Raw genomic sequence first — 18,264 nt, forward strand, 5'->3', positions numbered from 1 at the left:
TTAAAAGAAGGTAAAGGTATGGATTACTTAAAAAAGGTTGAACAACTTGCAGAAGAAATAATAACAAACGAAGGAATGGAACTTGTTTTTGTAGAGTTTGTTCCCGAAGGAAAGAGATGGATTCTGCGAATTTATATAGATAAAGACGGTGGGGTAACTATAAAAGATTGCCAGAAGATAAGCAATCAAATAAGCTATGAGTTAGATGTGGAAGATTTAATCCCCCATTCATACACTTTGGAAGTTTCTTCCCCTGGAATTGATAGGGTTGTTGGAAAGAAAAAGGATTTTGAAAGATTTGCTGGCGAAAAAATAAGGATTCAGTTTAAGGGAGACATTGGCGGAAGAAAAAAAGTAGAGGGAATTTTAAGGGGAGTTGACGAAAAAGATAATGTTGTTGTAGAAACAGATGACGGAGAATTTAAGGTTCCCCTTCCTCAGATAAAAAAAGCAAACCTGAAGAGAGAAATAAAATTCTAAAAATAAATTAAGAGAGGTTAATTATGCCGAGAAGAAGTAGCGCACAGCCTTCACCAAAGGACTTTATCAGCGCAATGCATCAGCTTGCGCACGACAAAAACATTGAGTACGAATTGATAATTGAAATGCTCAAAGAAGCAATGATTTCTGCTGCAAGGAAGTACTTTAAAAATGATTCAGAGTTTGAGGTGGAAATCAATGATGAGACGGGGGAAATCAGAGTTTTTGCTTTGAAAGAGGTTGTTGACAAGGTGGAAGACCCTAAAACTCAGATTTCCCTTGAAGATGCAAAAAATTACAAAGAGGATGCTGAGATAGGTGAAACAATTAAGATTGAAAAAGACAAAGATTCAATGGGCAGAATTGCAGCAAATGCTGCAAAGCAGGTTATTATGTCTAAAATCAAGGACTTTGAAAGGTTTCACATTTACAATGAGTTTAAAGAGAGAATAGGCGAAGTTGTGAATGTTCCGGTAAGAAGGTTTGAAAGGGGAAATGTTGTTGTTGATTTAGGAAAAACTGAGGGGGTAATTAGAAGAGATCAGTTAATCCCCGGGGAAAGGTTCTCAGTTGGAGATAGGGTGAGAGCTGTAATAGTTGATGTTGCCAAAGGTGGTGATTTACAGGTTCAACTTTCAAGAACTGATCCAAGACTTTTAATAAAACTGTTTGAAATGGAAGTTCCTGAGGTTTACGAGGGAACTGTTATTATAAAAAATATTGTCAGAGAACCGGGAGAAAGGTCTAAGGTTGCTGTTTATTCAACAGAACCGGATATTGACCCTATTGGAGCCTGTGTTGGTGTTGGCGGTTCAAGGATTAAGGCTATATTGAGAGAATTAAAAGGTGAAAAGGTTGACATAATTAAATACGAAGACGACATTGAAAAATTCGCTGAAAATGCTCTATCCCCTGCCAAATTATTAAGGGTAGCTATTGCAGATAGAGAGACCAAAAGACTTGAGGTTATAGTTTCAGACGACCAGTATTCCCTTGCAATAGGGACACACGGCCAGAATGTAAGGCTTGCAAGCAAGCTTGTAGGCTGGACAATAGATGTTAAGCGTGAGGCGGATAAAAAAGAAGAAATAAAAAAACAGATGGGTGGAGGAAGCGACGAAGAGCATGGTGATTTGAAGGAGTTGAAGGGGTTAGGTAAGAAAAAGATTGAAAAACTGGAAGAAGCTGGTTTTACCAGTATCCAGGATGTGGCTGACGCATCGGTTGATGAATTATCCGCCGTTGAAGGTATAGGAGAAAAATCTGCTGAAAAATTGATAGAGCAGGCTAAAAAGGCACTACTCGGGGAGGACAACTAATGGCTAAAAAAAGAGTGCACGAATTAGCAAAAGAGTTAAATGTTTCAAATAAGGAATTAATTGAATTTTTAAATTCAGAAGGATACGAAATTAAATCTCATATGAGTTCGGTACCTGAAGAAAGTGTTGCAGAGGTAACTAAACACTTTAAGGGTGATAAATCTGATAAAAAAACCAAAAAAGAGGGTACCAAAAAACCTGCTGCTAAAAAGAAAGCAGTAAAAAAAGGTGAAAAAGAAGAAAAAAAGGATTCCAGACCATCTAAAAAAATCGAAAAGAAAGAAACAAAACCAAAAAAGAAAAAAAGGCAACTGAAAAGAAAGTTGAAAAGAAAGAGGCTAAAAAGCCTAAAAAAGAGACAAAGAAAGTAGAAGAAAAACCTAAAAAAGAAGAGAAAAAGCAGAAAAAGGAAGCTAAAAAAGAAAAGGAAGTAAAAAAGAAAAAGTAGTTGCTAAGAAAAAAGAAGAAAAAAAGTACGAACCTGGAGAGTTAGGCATAATTGAATTATCTGAGTTTACCACTGTAAGGCAACTTGCTGCAAAAATTGGAAGAAAAACAAAAGAAGTGATGGCAAAGTTAAAGGAAAAAGGGGTAAATGCAGGCGCCAATCAAATGATAGAGTTTGATCTTATTGAAGAAGTTGCAGGGGAATTTGGTTACCTTGTTGAAAAAATTCCCTATGAACATGAGGCTCTTGTTGAACTTGAAAAACCGGATCCTGAAGATAAATTAAAAGAAAGGCCTCCTATTGTTACCTTAATGGGGCATGTTGACCATGGAAAAACCTCACTCCTTGATAAAATAAGGCACAGTAGAATTACTGCAAAGGAGGCAGGTGGAATAACACAGCATATAGGTGCATACCAGGTTGAGTTTAACGGCAAGAAGATAACATTTCTTGATACCCCGGGACACGAAGCCTTTACAAAAATGAGGGCGAGAGGGGCAAATGTTACTGACATAGTTATTCTCGTTGTTGCCGCAGACGAAGGAATTAAGCCTCAAACTGTTGAGGCTATAAACCATGCTAAGTCAGCAGGGGTTGCCATAATTGTGGCAATAAACAAAATTGATAAGCCTGAAGCAAACCCCGACATGGTAAAAAGGCAATTGCTTGAGCATGACCTTGTTGTTGAGGATTACGGTGGCGATATTATTTCGGTTCCTGTTTCTGCAAAAAGCGGACAGGGAATTGATGAATTGCTTGAATACATTCTTTTAGTTGCTGAATTACTTGAATTAAAGGCAAATCCTGACAGACCGGCAAAGGGTTATATTATTGAAGCAAAAATTGACAAGGGAAGAGGCCCTGTTGCCACCGTCCTTGTTCAAAATGGGACATTAAAGAGAGGGGATACATTTACCTGCGGATACACCTACGGAAAAGTCAGGGGTATGTTCAACGATTTAGGTAAACAGGTAAAGGAAGCACCTCCATCAACCCCTGTTGAGGTTTTAGGCTTTAACACAATCCCTGATGCAGGAGACAAATTTTATGTTGTACAGAACGAGCAGGTGGCAAGGGAGATTGCTGAAGTTAAAAAGGTAAGGGATGAATCAACAAAACAGCAGGCACAGCCTAAAAAATTAAGCCTTGAAGATTTGTTTAAGAAGATGGAAGAGGGAGAGGTTAAAGAGCTCCCAATTGTTTTAAAGTGTGATGTTCAGGGTTCAGTTGAAACTATTGATGCACTTTTAAATAAACTTTCTAACCCTGAAGTAAAGATAAATGTTATTCACAAAGCAGTTGGGGCAATTACAGAAAACGATGTTCTTCTCGCATCTGCATCAAACGCAATTATTGTTGGATTCCATGTAAAGGCGGATAAAAAGACAATGAAGCTTGCTGAACAGGAAGGTGTTGAGATTAGAATCCACAACATAATCTATGAATTGACAAATGAGATTAAGGCAGCCATTGAAGGTATGCTTGAGCCTGAAATAAAGGAAGAGGTAATAGGCAGGCTTGAAGTAAGAAAGGTATTCAAAGTGCCTAAAGTTGGATTTGTTGCAGGCTGCTATGTTCAGGAAGGATACATAACAAGAAAATCAATGGTAAGGGTTTACAGAGATAACATACTTATTCATGAAGGAAGAATTTCATCCCTGAAGAGATTTAAAGACGATGTATCTGAAGTTAAGGCAGGATACGAATGTGGATTGTCAATTGAAAACCTGAAAGACATCAGAGAGGGTGATGAAATAGAAGCATACATCAATGTTGAGGTTAAGAAAACCTTAGATAAATGATATCAGTTCAGGTTTTGATAATTGACGCAATAATAACAGGCAGTCGTTCTTTAAAAGAGAAAAGGGCTGTTTTAAACAGTATAAAAGGGGCGATTTCGTCTAAATTCAATGTATCTATAAGTGAGCTTGGCTATGCTAACAAGTGGCAGAGAACACTCTTAGGTTTTGCCGTTATTTCAAGTGATGGCAAGCTGAATTCAAAGATACTTGAGAAGATTTCAGATATTATTCACAATGACGGAAGGCTTGAGGTTGTAAATTCAAGCATTGAGGAATTGGGATGAAAGAGTTTGAAAAATTGAAACAATTTATTGATAAACATAGTGGTTTTGTACTTGTTGGCCATAAAAATGCAGACGGAGATTGTATTGGCACAATGTCTGCATTTGGGATTATCCTTGAAAAATTAGGGAAAAGTGCAGTTTTTATCGTTGCTGACCCAGTACCACATAACTATTTTTTTCTAAAAAAAGTGAAAGATTTCAAAGTTGTAAATACCTTTGACTGCAAACAATCCCCTGTAATCCTCTTTGAGTGCGGGAATATGGAAAGAAGCGGGATAAATCTTGAAAACTATGGGGAAAGGGCAAACTTTGACCATCACCCTGATAATAAGTTTTACGCTGAATTAAACATTGTTAACCCTGAAGCGTCTTCTGTGGGAGAGATGGCCGCAATCTTTTTCAGAGAATACTTTGAAAATTTAATTGACAGCGATGTTGCTAATTCACTTTACACGGCAATTCATACAGATACAGGTGGTTTTGCCTATTCAAATGTAAAGAAATCAACATTTGAAGTAGCCTCTTACCTTATGTCAAAAGGGCTTGATAATCAGCTTGTATGCAATGAGGTTTACGGAAACAACAAAATTGAGAAAACAAGGCTTTTAGGCTATTACCTTGAAAACCTTGAAGTTAAAAAAATGAAAAACTTTAATCTTTGCTATGGGGTTTTGGCTCTCAAAGACCTTGAAAGGTTTAATTGCACCTCAAGGGACACTGAAAACTTTGCAAATTATCCGAGAGGGATTATGGGAGTTGATGTGGGGGTGTTCTTCTTAGAGGTTGAACAAGGGGTATTCAAGGTTTCTTTGAGAAGCAAGGGCAAGGTAATAGTAAACAAAGTTGCTGCAAACCTTGGTGGCGGTGGGCATAAATTTGCCGCAGGGTGCACAGTAAAGGGGGAATGGCCAAGGGTGCTTGATACTGTGCTTAAAGAGTTTGAAAAAGATGAATAATGTTTATTTAATAGATAAACCTGAAGGATTTACCTCTTTTGATGTTGTTAGGTATGTAAAAAAAAGTTTAGGGATAAAAAAGGTCGGGCACACAGGCACATTAGACCCCTTTGCAACAGGGCTTTTAATTGTTTGCACGGGAAATTTTACAAGGCTTACCGATTACTTCCATCAGTATTTGAAAACCTATAAATCAACCTTTGTTTTAGGTGAGTTCAGAGACACTGATGACATTACAGGTGAGGTTTTAAAAAGGTTTGAGGTTAACCCAATCCCTTATGAAAGAGTTGTTAATGCTTTAAAAAGTTTTGAGGGAGAGATAGAGCAATTGCCCCCCTTTATATCGGCAAAAAAAGTTAATGGGGAGAGGCTTTATAAATTAAACAGAAAAGAAAGAAAGGTTGAGCCTGAAAAAACAAGGGTTTATATAAAAGAAATAAAGATTTTGTCTTACAATTTCCCGGAAATAGAGGTTGAGATAACCTGCGGCACAGGTACATATATCCGCTCAATTGCAAGGGATTTAGGGGAGATGCTTAATTGCGGTTGCTATGTAAAATCCTTAAGGAGAACAAAAATAGGAAATTACTCTGTTGAAAATGCAGGAAATATTGAGAATTTAAAAGCTATTCCACATAAAGATATTCTTCCCCATCTTGACGCAATTGTACCTGATGAAGAAAAAACAAAGAAAATTCTTTCAGGGAATGAGGTTTTTCTTTCAAACTTTGATGTTGAAAGTGAAAAAGTTAGGGTATTTTCTCCCTTTTTCAGGGAATTACTGTCAATATGCGAGGTAAAAAAACAGGAAAATGGTGTTATCCTTAAACCAGAAAAGGTTTTTAAAAGGGAAATATTATGAGGCACTTTGTTATTGGAAACGGGAGATTGGGACAAACCCTGTTTAACTCATTAAAAAATTCTGGGGAAGAGATTGCAGATTCAATAGAAAAATCTGATATTGTCTGGATTGTTATCCCTGATTCTTTTATCTCACAAAAGGTAAGGGAGATTGAGCCTTTTTTAAGCAAAAATCATATTCTTGTGCATTGCAGCGGGTTTTTTCCTGCTTCAATTCTTGAAAACGCAAAAACAGATAAACTTGTTTCCCTTCACCCTGCCTATTCCTTTTCAAAGCCGTTAAGTGTTTTCCCTGAAAATATTTTCTGGACTTTTCAGGGCGATAAATCTGTTTTCGGCTATTTTTCAAATCTTGTTAAGTTGTGGAAGGGGAAGATTAAAAAAATCAGTGAGAAACAAAAGGCTTACTACCACATTGCCTGTATTTTTGCCTCAAACTTCCCTGTTGTTTCTCTAATGATTGCAGAAAAATTGTTTGAAAAATCAGGGATTGAGTTTAATGATATAAGGGATGGGCTTGTAAATCCTGTTTGTTTAAAGGTTGCCGACAATTTAAATCTGAAGGATATTCTAACGGGACCAGCAAAGAGGAAAGACAGGGAGACTATTCTAAAAGAGATTGAATTTTTAAAGAAAAGTGATGAAGATTTATCAGAGATTTACAGGCTTTTAAGTGATTTTGTATTGAAAAATGTTTGATTGGATATAAATTATTGATAGACTTTAAGTATTCCGTATGTAAATTGTCGGAATAGCATATAAGGAGGAGAAAAATGGTTGATAAGGAAAAAGCAAAAGAGAAAACCAAAGAATTGATGGAAAAGTCTCTTGATTTTATTAAAGAAACATCAGTAAGAATCAGAAAAGAGGCACAGAGGAAGTGGAAGGTTTCTAATTTAAAGCTTGAAATAGCAAGTTTAAAGCACCAGATGGGCACAGTGTTTAAAGAGTTAGGACGCTATTTGTACTTTGCCACCAAAGAGGACAACCTTGATGAGGCAAAGTATAAAGAGTTTTTTGAAAGAATAGCAAGGATTGAGGAAAAGATTGCTGAAAAAGAAGAATTGATTGAAAAGATAAAGCAGGAAGAGTTGAAGGAAGAGGCACAGTTTATTGACATAGAAGAGGAAGAACTATCCCAGTACAAAGAGGAAGAAAAAACAGAGGATGAAGAAAAGTCCAAAGCCAAGAAGGGAAGAAAGAAGAAAAATACCGAGGAAGAAGAGGAAGACGAAGAAAAGAAAAAAATTGACGCTGAAACAGAGATTGAAAATCCAGAAAATTAATATATAATCTATAACCTGATAGGTGGGGCTATGGTGCAGCTGGGAGCACGCCACACTGGCAGTGTGGAGGTCACGGGTTCGAGTCCCGTTAGCTCCACCAATTTTTTTATATTCATTCCTTTCCTTTGAAAATCCTTGATTTGGTGTAAAATAGTAAAGGGGATTTTATGTTTAAAGAGGAGTATTTCTCCGGTTTATATACAGATTTCTATGAATTAACCATGTCCCAGGCTTATTTTTTAAGCGGGAAAAAGGACGAAAGGGTTGTTTTTGACCTCTATTTTAGAAAAAATCCTTTTGGAAATGGCTACACTATATTTGCAGGGCTTGAAGATGCTATAAATGCGGTTTTAAACTTCCGTTTCTCGGAAAATGATTTAAATTACCTTGAATCTTTAGGCTTTAATAAAGATTTTTTAGATTATTTAAAAGATTTTAGATTTCAAGGAAGTATATATGCCTTCAGGGAAGGGGATGTTGTATTCAACAATGAGCCTCTTTTGAAGGTGGAAGGAAATATAATTGAAGCTCAACTCCTTGAGACAATGCTTTTAAATTTTATAAACTATCAAACTTTAATCGCCACAAAAACAAGAAGGATGTACTTTGCTGCCAAAGGAAAAACTGTTGTTGATTTTGGTATGAGAAGGGCTCAGGGTTTTGCTGCAATATCAGGCTCAAAGGCAAGTTACATAGGCGGTGCAGCAGGCACTTCAAATACTTATGCGGCAAAGGTTTTTGGGATTCCCCCCATAGGTACCCATGCTCATAGCTGGATTCAAAGCTTTAAATCTGAATATGAAGCTTTTAAAAGGTATGCTGATATATACCCCGACTCTACAACTTTGCTTGTAGATACTTATGATACATTGAAGTCTGGAATTCCAAATGCAATAAAGATAGCGAAGTACTTAGAATCAAAGGGGCATAAACTTAAAGCAATAAGACTTGATTCAGGAGACCTTGCTTATTTAAGTAAAAAGGCAAGGAAGATGCTTGATGAAAACGGGTTAGGTTATGTGAAGATTGTGGTTTCAAATCAATTAGATGAGAATATTATTGACTCTCTCTTAGACCAGAATGCACCTATTGATATTTTTGGAGTGGGAACAAAGCTTATCACATCCTATTCCCAGCCTGCACTGGACGGAGTTTACAAACTTGCTGAGATTAGCGGAAGGCCAACTTTGAAATTTAGCGAAAATACTGAAAAGATAAACCTTCCGGGAAATAAAAAGGTTGTTAGAGTGTTAAACGAAGATAATAATTTTCTTCTTGACGGTGTTTTACTTAATGAAGAAAATGAAAATTCAATTAAATTGTTAAGACATCCATCAATTCCCTTCAAAAAAACAGAAATAACAGATGACTTAAAGTTTGAAAAGGTTTTCTATAAAATTGTGGAAAATGGAAAACTTGTATATAAATTCCCGACTCTAAAAGATGTGAGGGATTTTTCTTTAAAAAGATTTGAGCAATTACCTTCTGAATTTAAAAGGTTTGTTAATCCCCATATTTACAGAGTGGGGTTGTCTGATAAACTCTATAATTTAAGACACAGCCTTATAGAAAGGAGGCTTGAAAATAAATGAGTAAAAAAGCTCTTTTAATTGTTGATTTGCAAAACGATTTTTGTCCGGGAGGGGCTTTGCCTGTAAAGGATGGAGATAAAATTGTTGAGCCAATAAATAAAATTATGGATAAATTTGATTTAGTCATTGCATCTAAAGACATGCACCCTGAAAAAACAGTTCATTTTGATAAATGGCCAGTCCATTGCGTAAGGGGGACAAAAGGTAGTGAGTTTCATCCAGATTTGAAAAGCGAAAAAATAGACTTTATATTTGAAAAAGGTACGGGGAACAGGGATGATGGATACAGTGCATTTGAGGCTACAAATAAAGATTTAGAAGAATTTTTGAAAGAAAACAATGTTGAAGAACTTTATGTTTGCGGGCTTGCCACAGATTACTGTGTAAAGGCAAGCGTGCTTGATGCATTAAAGAGAGGTTTTAAAACATTTGTGTTGACTGATTGTATAAAAGCTGTGAATGTTAATCCTGACGATGGAGAGAAGGCTTTAAGAGAGATGAAGGATAAAGGAGCAATTTTAATTGAAAGTAAAAGTATTTAAAATAAACGGAGGGCGCAGATGAAGAAGTTTCTGGGGGTAATTTTGATTGGATTGTTTGCTTTAATGGGGTTTGCTCAAACAACCTCTATAACAATAGTGGCATCAACCGATTCTCATGGATATATTACATCATACGATTATGTAAATGATAAAGACTTAGATTATGGTCTGCCTTATGCAGCATATCTTTTAAAAAACATAAGAAAGGAACATAAAAATGTTATTTTGGTTGATTGCGGAGATACTTTATCTGGAACAGCATTAACATATTTTCATGCCTACTACAAATCAGACAAGCCCAATCCTGTAATAAAAGTAATGAATGAATTGAAATACGACATTGCGGTTTTAGGTAACCATGATTTTGATTTTGGCCAGCAATATCTGGTAGATGCAATAAATCAAGCAAAATTCCCCTGGATTTCTGCTAATCTTTACCAGAACAACTTTCCTTTTACATATATTTACAAGATAATTGAAAAAGGTGGTGTTAAGGTTGGTTTTTTCGGATTAACCACCCCTGCAACCAAGTATTTTGAACCTCCAAAAAATGTTAAAGACATTATTTTTAAGCAGATGGCTGAATCTGCTAAAAAGGCTGTTCAGAGCCTTAAAAAAGAAGGGGCAGATGTTATTGTGGCTCTTGTTCACAGCGGGAAAGGGCCAATGTATGCAATAAAAGAGCCTTATGAAAACGCTTTGTACTATGTGCTTGAAAATGTAAAGGGTATTGATATTGCAATTTACGGTCACACCCACAAAGAGAATCCAATAGAAATTTACAACAATGTTTTAATTTGCCAGCCTAAAAACTACTTTCAATCTCTTGGTGTTATTATGATAGATCTGCAAAAAAGAGATGGCCACTGGGAAATATTAAACAAAGCCTCTACCACTTTGCATGTAAACGGGAAAATGGTTAAGTCTATTGATAAAGAGGTTAAATATATTACTTCTGATTTAAAGGATTTTCTTAATCAAAAAATCGGTGTTTACAAAGACCCTATTGAATTTTCTGAAGATTATAATAATCCTGGTACAGGATTTGATTTGCTTTACAAAGTTGAAAAGTCTGCGTTTGGTGATGCAGATGTTTATATGTTGACCTTACCCTATAAAGGGGTTGTTAAGGAAAAGGGAGAGGCATTGAGGATAAGACATGCCTTTAAACTTCTTCCCTACGACAATTACCTCGTGAAATGTAACATCAAGGGAGCAAACCTTTTGAAAATGCTTGAGAAAGGTGCAGACTTGTTTGATGCAACAGGGAAATTAAAGCCTGATGCAAAACCATATTTCTGCGATATTGCAAGAAACATAGATTATTCTGTTGATTTTACTAAACCGGAGGGAAGCAGGGTTGTAATCAAAAAAGTAAATGGTAGGGATTTTGATGTGAATGCAGTTTATTCGGTTGTTTTAACAACTTACAGGTATGCAGAAAATCTTGATTTTATTGAAAAAGGCGGAGAACAGTACTCTAATGAGAGTTTCAGGACTCTTGCTATAAAATACTTAAAATCTCAATTTGGTAAAAAAGAAAGTGATTCTAAAGAAGAGAAAGGTTTTTTTAACTGGTAATTTTGACTTAAAATGATTTTTTTGTGGATTTATAAAAATTCAAGAAGGGAGACATAATGAAGAAGAAAAGCCTTGGCTTTTATTTCCTTACGAGCGGTATAATAATTCTTTACTTTTTTTTATTGCAATTGCTTTACAATGTTAGACGCCCGATATTTTATGGAGGTGCTGTCTTATTAGCTTTAGCTTTCCTTTTCTTTCTTGTGAAAGATAGGAAAGCGGTTTACGATTATCTAAGCTCTATTAAGCTTGCAGTTGCTCTAATCGTTTATACTGCAATTGCTGTAATAATGGGAACTTTAATACTTCAAAATGTGCAGGAAAGCCAGTATTTACAGCATTATTCAGTTGGATTTTACAAATTTATTAAACTTTTTACCCTGCAGGATACCTATCATTCACTCTGGTTTATGCTTTTAGTAGGTTTGTTAAACATAAACCTTTTGCTCTGCACATTTCAGAAATGGCCTATAACAAAGAAAAAGATAGGTTTTTTCCTGATTCACTTAAGTATTTTTGTAATTGTTTTAGGTGGCTCAATAAGTGCTATATGGGGGATAAAAGGGTATATTCACTTTCATGTTGGTGAAACACACAATGACTTTAACCTTACTCGCTATAATGAAATGCTTGATAAAAAGCACAAACTTGATTTTGGGGTAAGGCTTGATAAATTTGAAATTGAATACTATCCCCCTGATTACAGGGTTTATGTTTATACGAGAAAGTCAACAGATAGAGATTTTGGGAAGCCATACTCTTTAAAGGCAAAAGAAGGTGAAGTTTACAAGGTAAATAATGCAAAATTAAAGATATTGAAGTTTTTTAAGGATTACAATCAGAAAGAGGTACTTGTTCACAACGAAGACGGTGTGCCTGGTGTTGAGGTTTTATTAAAGACAAATAGTAAAACTATTTCAGGCCTTTTCTTTGATACTCCAGGAAGAGACAGGTTTTTCCTTCCAAACGGGGAAGGGCTTGTTATCTTCAAGTGGAAGACACCGAAAAACAACAAAGAAGCGATAAGTGTTGCGAAAGAAAAGTATATCCTTACAATAAACTGTGCTGAGGGGAATAAAACTTTGTCTGTTGAGTTGGGCAAAACTTACGATTTTTCAAAAAATTATCTTGTTAAAGTAGATGATTTTGTCCCTTCTTTTTCAATTGATACAAAAAGTGGCAAGGTTGTTTCTAAAGGGGATAACCCGGATAATCCAGCCCTGCATCTAATTTTTATAAACAAAAATAATGGTGAGAAACTTGAACACTGGACATTTCAGAACTTCCCTGAATTCTCACACGGTAAAAAGATTCCAGACGGTTGCTCTATTAAGTTTTTGTATATCCCTTCAATGAAGGACAAACCTGTTTACATTGTTTCAGCCGAAAAAGATGTTGTTGAAGTTTTAAATGGAAAGGTGAAGAAAAAATTTAAGCTTGAAAACAATGAACTTGTTTTTAACAATTACAAACTTGTTTTTAATAAATTTGATGAAAAATCATCACTTAAATTAGAGGAATACTCTGCCTCTGACAAGTATAAAAACCCGGTGGTTAAAGTTTTGTGGGAGGAAAATGGGAAAAGCCATGAACTCCAGTTTTCAGCAAAAGACCAGAAGGCAACATTTTTGGACAATGGAAAGGTTGCTCTTCTTTTAAGGGATAAAAACACAGACCCGAAGGCTTACAGAAGCTATGTAACTGTTATAGACCACGGGAAAGAGGTTAAAAAGCATGTAATAGAGGTAAACAGTCCACTTGTTTACCACGGCTATTACTTTTATCAGAGCAATTACGACCCCAAAGACCCAAATTATTCAGGCATCTCTGTTTCCAAAGACCCTGGTGTTTACATAGTTTACTTAGGCTTTTTTATGCTGACAATAGGCGGTATTTTAAGGTTTTATTTTAAAATGTGAGGTGAAAGATGATTACTTTAATAGAAAATTTTTCAAGGATTAACACCTTTTTATTTGCTCTTATATGGGTTTACTTTATAGCCTTTATTATTTACACCGTTAGCCTTTTTTCACGCTCAAAGGGATTGTACGCATTTGGAAGGATAACCCTTTTTATAGGCTTTTTAATTAACGGTTATCTGATAATCCAGAGGTGGATTCAAGCGGGAAGGCCTCCATTTAAAACTTTCTATGAATCCCTTATATTTGCGTCTTTCTGTATTATCCTGGTTTACCTTGTAATTGAGCTTTTTAGAAAGGTTAAAATTGTCGGTGCGGCTTCTATTTTAATGTCACTTGGTTGTCTTTTGTTTGCAGTGGTTAAGGTTGATGTTGAAATAATAAATCTCCCTCCTGCTCTTCAAAGCGGATGGTTTATCCCCCATGTTGTAATCTACTTTGTTGGCTATGGAGCATTGGCTGTTTCCTTTGCAACAGGTATTTTATACCTCTTTTTCCCTGATAAGATTGAGCTAAAAGGGGATACAAAGTGGTCTAACTTTTTAATAAATGCCTTAGGTGGAGAGGTAATTGACCTTGAAGAGTTTACTCATCAGCTGATAATTGTTGGCTTTACTTTTCTCAATTTAGGCTTAATTACCGGCTCTCTCTGGGCAAAATTTGCATGGGGAGACTACTGGTTCTGGGATCCTAAGGAAAACTGGTCGTTAATTACCTGGCTAATTTACATTAGTTACTTCCACTTACGCTATGTTAAAGGATGGAGGGGAAGAAAAGCTGTAATTTTTGCTATAATAGGTTTCCTGGCAGTGGTGTTTACATACTTAGGTATGAGTGTATTGCCAACTGCAAGTATGTCTGAACATGTTTACACGGGGAGTTAATGAAAGATAACAAAAGAAAAAAAAGTATTCCTGTAAGGGAAAAGAAAAAAACAAAAACAAAGATTAAGTGTGCTATATGTGGCAAAGAAGAGACAGTGCCTTTTGAACCAAAAAGGGGGGTTGCTGTCTTATGCTGGGAATGCTATCAGGCAAAGAAAAACAGGGAGAAGAGAAATAAGGAGTTGATTAAAAGGGTAGCAGGCAAGTTTGAGATTATCTGCGAAAGGTGTGGGAGGGAAGAGATTGTTGACTATAAAAGGTTTTCAGCCCCTGTTAAACTTTGCGATAAATGTTATCTTGAATTAAAGGGCAATATCCCTAAAAAAAATAGAAAGAAAAAATTAGGTGTTTTAACAAGGATAAAGTGTTGCAGATGCGGTAAAGAAGAGTTTGTAAACTTTGTTCCAGAGGATGAAAACACAGTACTTTGCAGTGATTGCTATCTTCTAAAAAATGAAGAAAAAAAAGAGGGGGATTAATCCCCCTTTTCTTTTAAACGGATAAAACCGTTAACCTTCATAATTGCTATAAATTTCCCTATTCTTTCATAAACAGGTTCAACCTTTTCCCCGAATTCATTCTTTAGCATTTTTGACAGCTCAAAAACATTCTTCTGTCCGTCAATTTCATTCCAGACAAATGTCCCGACTTCGTCAAGGTGAATCCTTACATACTTGTTTTTTACAACAGGTTCAAATATTTTTCTTCCCAACTTTGACTTAAAACGAGGGGCAAGGATTATTACCTTGCCCTCTTCATTTACCTCTGATTCACAGAGTTTTTCAGGTATCAAATCTAAAAGGTTTCTCTCTTTTTTAACCTTTTTAGCCATTGTTCTTCTTTGCTGCGTTAATAGGAAGTTTGATTAAAATGTAAGCGATTGGTAAAAATACCAGCAAACCACCCCATGCGCCTAACGGCTCTCCAAGTGAGAAGTTTGGAATATGGAGTTTGTCTCTAAAGGCAACAATTGCTGCTATTCCCATTCCCATTAAAGCCTCGCCTGCAATCAAACCGGAAGCAATAAGGGTTCCAGTATTGACAAAGGTTTCATTGCCTTTATCAAGCCCGCTTTTTTCTGCAAATCTATCTGCAAGTACTCTGATGATACCGCCAACAAATATTGCAAATGTTGATTCAAGTGGAAGGTACATTCCAACAGCGATAAGCATTGGAGATGGCGCCCCTATTAAAATCATACCAATTGAAAAGCCAATGCCTGTTAACACCAAAGGCCATGCCATCTGCCCACCGACAATACCTTCAGCAAGCATTGCCATTAAACCTGCCTGAGGTGCTGGAAGGTTAGGCCCTCCAATTCCGCCAGGTGTTGCTGTGTGGAGAACCTGCATGGGGAAAACCATAACAAGTGATGCCGCAATAACACCGATTATACATGCAATTTCCATCTTCCATGGTGTACCGCCAATAATGTGTCCGACCTTCAAATCCTGCATAATATCTCCAGCAACGCCGGAAGATGTGCAAACAACAGCAGCAACTCCAAGTACTGCGGCAATACCAGGTCCGCCTTTAACGCCAATGGTTACCATAATTAAAGCGGCAACAATAAGGGTTGAAAGGGTTAAGCCAGAAATAGGGTTGTTTGATGAACCAATTGTTCCAACCAAAAATCCTGCTACTGCTGCAAATAGAAAGCCTGCAAGGGTCATAACAAGAGCGGCAACAATCGCCCCTGCTACAGATTGGCAGAAAAAGTAGTAAATCATTGCAATTGGAATAACTAAAAGAAAGATTGCAATGATTGTAAACTTGAACGGCAAATCCTGTTCAAGCCTTGAAACCTCGCTGCCCTCTTCTATCTCTTCTTTTATCTTTGACAAGTCTTTAAATCCCCTCTTAATTCCAGTCCAGAGGGATTTTCTCATACTGTAAAGGGTGTAAAAAGCACCAACAAGCATTGCCCCAACAGCGAAGGGTCTTACAATTGAATTCCAGATAGCACCGCTAATAACAGTTTCTGTTACTGTAACACCGTTTATCTGCTGTCCTATCAATGAGTCAAATGAACCGCTGAATAAAAAGTTAAGCAAAGGGACAAACAATAGCCAGGCAAAAACACCACCTGAAAAAACAATTGCAGATGGTTTATAGCCAATGATATAACCAACACCTAACATTGCAGGTGAAGCATTTGGTGATTTTAAAAGCATCCCCCCGCCGAATTTCTTTGACATTAATGATTTACCGTTTGTTGTTAAAAAGTTTATGGCAGATGTTTTAAAGTGAATAAACTTTGAAAAGCTGTCTTTAAAAAGTGCAAGCCCGCCAACGGGGTTTTTGATAAATTCAAGAAAAGCAGCAAAGAGTATTGAACCAAAAACATACTTTGCACCGCTTGCCCCACCCTGTCCTGCTTTAACGATTTCTGCGCATGCAACTGATTCAGGAAAGGGAAGGGTTTTGTCTTCAACAAGCACTTTTCTTAAAAATGATACAAATAAAACGCCTAAAACACCGCCTAAAAGCATTAAAACTGTGGATTCAAAATAGTGTAAATGGCTCCACAACGGCTTTCCAGTTGCAGGGTCTTTTGCAATAAGAAATGCAGGGATTGTAAATATTGCACCTGCAACAAGGGCCTCTCCAACAGCGGCTGTTGTTCTGAATATGTTTTCTTCAAGAACAGAGCCTTTAAGCCCCTTTAACACAGCCATTGCCATAACTGCAGCCGGGAAGGTCGCGGCAACTGTAAGCCCCACCTTTAATCCTAAATACGCGTTTGCGGCTCCAAGAACAACCGCAAAGATAGCACCGAAGAATACTGCTCTAAAGGTAAATTCTTTCAAATCTGTCTTTTCGGGAACAAACGGTTTGTGTTCCAAAACAACCTCCTTTATTTTATAGAATCAAGGAAACTTCCTTTCTTAACAAATCCAGCCTTTCTTGCCTCTTCAAGAAATGTTGGCTTATTTCCAGTAAACTTTAATTCCCCAAAAACCTTTCCGTTTTCGTCTTTTCCTGTTCTTTCAAACACAAATATATGTTGCAGGTTATAACTCATATCTGGTTTTAAATCCATAACTTCTGAGATAAAGTTTACCTTTCTTGAACCGTCTTCAAACCTCTTGGTGTGAACTATTATATTTATAGCTGATGAAATCTGCTCCCTTATTGCCTTTAACGGCAGTTGAATACCGCTTTGCAATGTTGTATTTTCAAGCCTTGAAAGGGTGTCAAAAGGGGAGTTTGAGTGAATTGTTGACATTGAGCCGCCGTGCCCTGTGTTCATTGCCTGAAGCAAGTCAAAAGCCTCTCCCCCTCTAATTTCGCCTATTACAATTCTGTCAGGCCTCATTCTCAATGTTGAGTGAAGCAAATCCCTTATTGTAACCTCTCCCCTTCCCTTTTTATCGGCAGGCTTTGCCTCCATTCTTAAAATATGCTCTTTCTGCAATTGCAACTCAGCAGTATCCTCAATTACTATAATCCTCTCATTGTCTGGAATAAGAGATGAGAGAACATTCAAAAGTGTTGTTTTACCTGAACCTGTACCGCCTGAAACTATGACATTCTGCTTCATTAAAATACAGAGTTCAATAAAATCTATTGCATCCTGAGTGATAGCGCCAAAGTTAATCAAATCCTGCAAGGTTAATGCTTTTTTGGAAAATTTTCTTATTGAAACATAGGTGCCTGTCAATGCGCATGGTGGAATAACAGCGGCCACACGGGAGCCATCGTCAAGCCTTGCATCAAGCCTTGGGTTTATTTCGCTTACCTCTTTCCCTAAAGCCCTTGCTATATTTTTAACTGCAGCGACAAGCGCTTTTTCGCTTGCGAATTTTTTGTCTGTCTTTTCAATCTTTCCCTTTCTCTCAATATAAATCTTGTCGTGTCCGTTTATCATAATTTCAGAAATAGAAGCGTCTTCAAGAAAATCGTTTATGGGGGCTAAAAAAGGTCTAACATAGGCAAAGGGGTCAAACTTAAACTCAACCTGCTCTTCTTCAACAGGTGCTTCTGTTTTAAAATCCTCACCAACAATGGAAATCACAAAATCTCCAATCTGCACACTGTCCCCAAAGGATAAATCAGCGCTTCTTTCCACTTTCTCGTTGTTGAAAAGAATTCCATTTGTGCTTTTCAAGTCTTCAATTGTTATCTTTTCTCCCCTGACCATAACCCTTGCATGTCTTGAGGAAACCTTCGGGCTGTTTAAAACAACCTCATTTGATGAAGACCTTCCAATAAAGAAGATAGGCTGATTTAAACTCTTAACCCATTCCTTATTGTTTGAAAGGTCTTTAATTAAAACTTTAAACCCCATAGACGCCCCCGAAAATTTT

Annotated in this window: 18 protein-coding genes and 1 tRNA gene; 16 read left to right on the plus strand and 3 right to left on the minus strand. The window is 36.7% G+C overall.

Annotation, left to right across the window (positions count from 1 at the left end):
• Positions 1–18: 18 nt before the first annotated feature.
• From TTHT_RS10315 to TTHT_RS10390, 16 genes are all read left to right on the plus strand, one after another.
• Positions 19–480, plus strand: coding sequence for a ribosome maturation factor RimP (locus TTHT_RS10315; RefSeq protein ID WP_201327901.1), 462 nt, complete (start codon positions 19–21; stop codon positions 478–480).
• A gap of 23 nt (positions 481–503) precedes the next feature.
• A complete protein-coding gene (gene nusA / locus TTHT_RS10320; RefSeq protein ID WP_201327902.1) occupies positions 504–1,799 on the plus strand; it encodes a transcription termination factor NusA in 1,296 nt (431 codons plus the stop codon).
• Complete coding sequence (locus TTHT_RS10325) at positions 1,799–2,170, plus strand: translation initiation factor IF-2 N-terminal domain-containing protein (protein WP_201327903.1); 372 nt, start codon at positions 1,799–1,801, stop codon at positions 2,168–2,170. The genes nusA and TTHT_RS10325 overlap by 1 nt, the downstream gene beginning before the upstream one ends.
• Before the next feature lie 172 nt (positions 2,171–2,342).
• Positions 2,343–4,049 carry a translation initiation factor IF-2 gene (gene infB / locus TTHT_RS10330; RefSeq protein ID WP_236578219.1) on the plus strand — a complete coding sequence of 569 codons (1,707 nt, stop codon included), beginning with the start codon at positions 2,343–2,345 and terminating at the stop codon, positions 4,047–4,049.
• A complete protein-coding gene (locus tag TTHT_RS10335) occupies positions 4,046–4,333 on the plus strand; it encodes a DUF503 domain-containing protein (protein WP_201327904.1) in 288 nt (95 codons plus the stop codon). The genes infB and TTHT_RS10335 overlap by 4 nt, the downstream gene beginning before the upstream one ends.
• A complete protein-coding gene (locus tag TTHT_RS10340) occupies positions 4,330–5,289 on the plus strand; it encodes a DHH family phosphoesterase (RefSeq protein WP_201327905.1) in 960 nt (319 codons plus the stop codon). Before TTHT_RS10335 ends, TTHT_RS10340 begins: the two co-directional genes overlap by 4 nt.
• Entirely contained in the window at positions 5,282–6,151 is an 870-nt protein-coding gene (gene truB / locus TTHT_RS10345; protein ID WP_236578220.1) for a tRNA pseudouridine(55) synthase TruB, read from the plus strand. The genes TTHT_RS10340 and truB overlap by 8 nt, the downstream gene beginning before the upstream one ends.
• Positions 6,148–6,849 carry a DUF2520 domain-containing protein gene (locus TTHT_RS10350; RefSeq protein WP_201327907.1) on the plus strand — a complete coding sequence of 234 codons (702 nt, stop codon included), beginning with the start codon at positions 6,148–6,150 and terminating at the stop codon, positions 6,847–6,849. Before truB ends, TTHT_RS10350 begins: the two co-directional genes overlap by 4 nt.
• A gap of 74 nt (positions 6,850–6,923) precedes the next feature.
• Entirely contained in the window at positions 6,924–7,436 is a 513-nt protein-coding gene (locus tag TTHT_RS10355) for a hypothetical protein (protein ID WP_201327908.1), read from the plus strand.
• A gap of 24 nt (positions 7,437–7,460) precedes the next feature.
• Positions 7,461–7,536 (plus strand) — tRNA-Ala (locus tag TTHT_RS10360).
• A gap of 67 nt (positions 7,537–7,603) precedes the next feature.
• Positions 7,604–9,028, plus strand: a complete 1,425-nt coding sequence (locus TTHT_RS10365; RefSeq protein WP_201327909.1) for a nicotinate phosphoribosyltransferase — start codon at positions 7,604–7,606, stop codon at positions 9,026–9,028.
• Entirely contained in the window at positions 9,025–9,570 is a 546-nt protein-coding gene (locus TTHT_RS10370) for a nicotinamidase (protein WP_201327910.1), read from the plus strand. The genes TTHT_RS10365 and TTHT_RS10370 overlap by 4 nt, the downstream gene beginning before the upstream one ends.
• 18 nt (positions 9,571–9,588) lie before the next feature.
• Positions 9,589–11,151, plus strand: coding sequence for a bifunctional metallophosphatase/5'-nucleotidase (locus TTHT_RS10375; RefSeq protein WP_201327911.1), 1,563 nt, complete (start codon positions 9,589–9,591; stop codon positions 11,149–11,151).
• 56 nt (positions 11,152–11,207) lie between these two features.
• Positions 11,208–13,070 carry a cytochrome c biogenesis protein ResB gene (locus TTHT_RS10380; protein ID WP_201327912.1) on the plus strand — a complete coding sequence of 621 codons (1,863 nt, stop codon included), beginning with the start codon at positions 11,208–11,210 and terminating at the stop codon, positions 13,068–13,070.
• Between the two features lie 8 nt (positions 13,071–13,078).
• Positions 13,079–13,954, plus strand: coding sequence for a c-type cytochrome biogenesis protein CcsB (gene ccsB, locus TTHT_RS10385; protein ID WP_201327913.1), 876 nt, complete (start codon positions 13,079–13,081; stop codon positions 13,952–13,954).
• Entirely contained in the window at positions 13,954–14,433 is a 480-nt protein-coding gene (locus TTHT_RS10390; RefSeq protein WP_201327914.1) for a CxxC-x17-CxxC domain-containing protein, read from the plus strand. Before ccsB ends, TTHT_RS10390 begins: the two co-directional genes overlap by 1 nt.
• Here TTHT_RS10390 and TTHT_RS10395 read toward each other — a convergent pair.
• From TTHT_RS10395 to TTHT_RS10405, 3 genes are read right to left on the minus strand one after another with little or no spacing between them, the layout of a single operon-like run.
• Positions 14,430–14,786, minus strand: coding sequence for a PqqD family protein (locus TTHT_RS10395; RefSeq protein WP_201327915.1), 357 nt, complete (start codon positions 14,784–14,786; stop codon positions 14,430–14,432). The two genes, TTHT_RS10390 and TTHT_RS10395, sit on opposite strands and share 4 nt — an antisense overlap.
• Positions 14,779–16,800: an OPT family oligopeptide transporter gene (locus TTHT_RS10400; protein WP_201327916.1), complete on the minus strand. Its 2,022-nt coding sequence runs from the start codon at positions 16,798–16,800 to the stop codon at positions 14,779–14,781. Before TTHT_RS10400 ends, TTHT_RS10395 begins: the two co-directional genes overlap by 8 nt.
• 11 nt (positions 16,801–16,811) lie before the next feature.
• Entirely contained in the window at positions 16,812–18,245 is a 1,434-nt protein-coding gene (locus TTHT_RS10405; RefSeq protein WP_201327917.1) for an ATPase, T2SS/T4P/T4SS family, read from the minus strand.
• Positions 18,246–18,264 lie beyond the last annotated feature (19 nt).

The organism is Thermotomaculum hydrothermale (assembly GCF_016592575.1).
Taxonomy (GTDB): Bacteria; Acidobacteriota; Holophagae; order Thermotomaculales; family Thermotomaculaceae; genus Thermotomaculum; species Thermotomaculum hydrothermale.

Bases quoted from the DNA above. Each gene is read 5' to 3' on its own strand.
- TTHT_RS10315 (WP_201327901.1), top strand. From the start codon at position 19: ATGGATTACTTAAAAAAGGTTGAACAACTTGCAGAAGAAATAATAACA.
- nusA (WP_201327902.1), top strand. From the start codon at position 504: ATGCCGAGAAGAAGTAGCGCACAGCCTTCACCAAAGGACTTTATCAGC.
- TTHT_RS10325 (WP_201327903.1), top strand. From the start codon at position 1,799: ATGGCTAAAAAAAGAGTGCACGAATTAGCAAAAGAGTTAAATGTTTCA.
- TTHT_RS10335 (WP_201327904.1), top strand. From the start codon at position 4,046: ATGATATCAGTTCAGGTTTTGATAATTGACGCAATAATAACAGGCAGT.
- TTHT_RS10340 (WP_201327905.1), top strand. From the start codon at position 4,330: ATGAAAGAGTTTGAAAAATTGAAACAATTTATTGATAAACATAGTGGT.
- truB (WP_236578220.1), top strand. From the start codon at position 5,282: ATGAATAATGTTTATTTAATAGATAAACCTGAAGGATTTACCTCTTTT.
- TTHT_RS10350 (WP_201327907.1), top strand. From the start codon at position 6,148: ATGAGGCACTTTGTTATTGGAAACGGGAGATTGGGACAAACCCTGTTT.
- TTHT_RS10355 (WP_201327908.1), top strand. From the start codon at position 6,924: ATGGTTGATAAGGAAAAAGCAAAAGAGAAAACCAAAGAATTGATGGAA.
- TTHT_RS10365 (WP_201327909.1), top strand. From the start codon at position 7,604: ATGTTTAAAGAGGAGTATTTCTCCGGTTTATATACAGATTTCTATGAA.
- TTHT_RS10370 (WP_201327910.1), top strand. From the start codon at position 9,025: ATGAGTAAAAAAGCTCTTTTAATTGTTGATTTGCAAAACGATTTTTGT.
- TTHT_RS10375 (WP_201327911.1), top strand. From the start codon at position 9,589: ATGAAGAAGTTTCTGGGGGTAATTTTGATTGGATTGTTTGCTTTAATG.
- TTHT_RS10380 (WP_201327912.1), top strand. From the start codon at position 11,208: ATGAAGAAGAAAAGCCTTGGCTTTTATTTCCTTACGAGCGGTATAATA.
- ccsB (WP_201327913.1), top strand. From the start codon at position 13,079: ATGATTACTTTAATAGAAAATTTTTCAAGGATTAACACCTTTTTATTT.
- TTHT_RS10390 (WP_201327914.1), top strand. From the start codon at position 13,954: ATGAAAGATAACAAAAGAAAAAAAAGTATTCCTGTAAGGGAAAAGAAA.
- TTHT_RS10395 (WP_201327915.1), bottom strand. From the start codon at position 14,786: ATGGCTAAAAAGGTTAAAAAAGAGAGAAACCTTTTAGATTTGATACCT.
- TTHT_RS10405 (WP_201327917.1), bottom strand. From the start codon at position 18,245: ATGGGGTTTAAAGTTTTAATTAAAGACCTTTCAAACAATAAGGAATGG.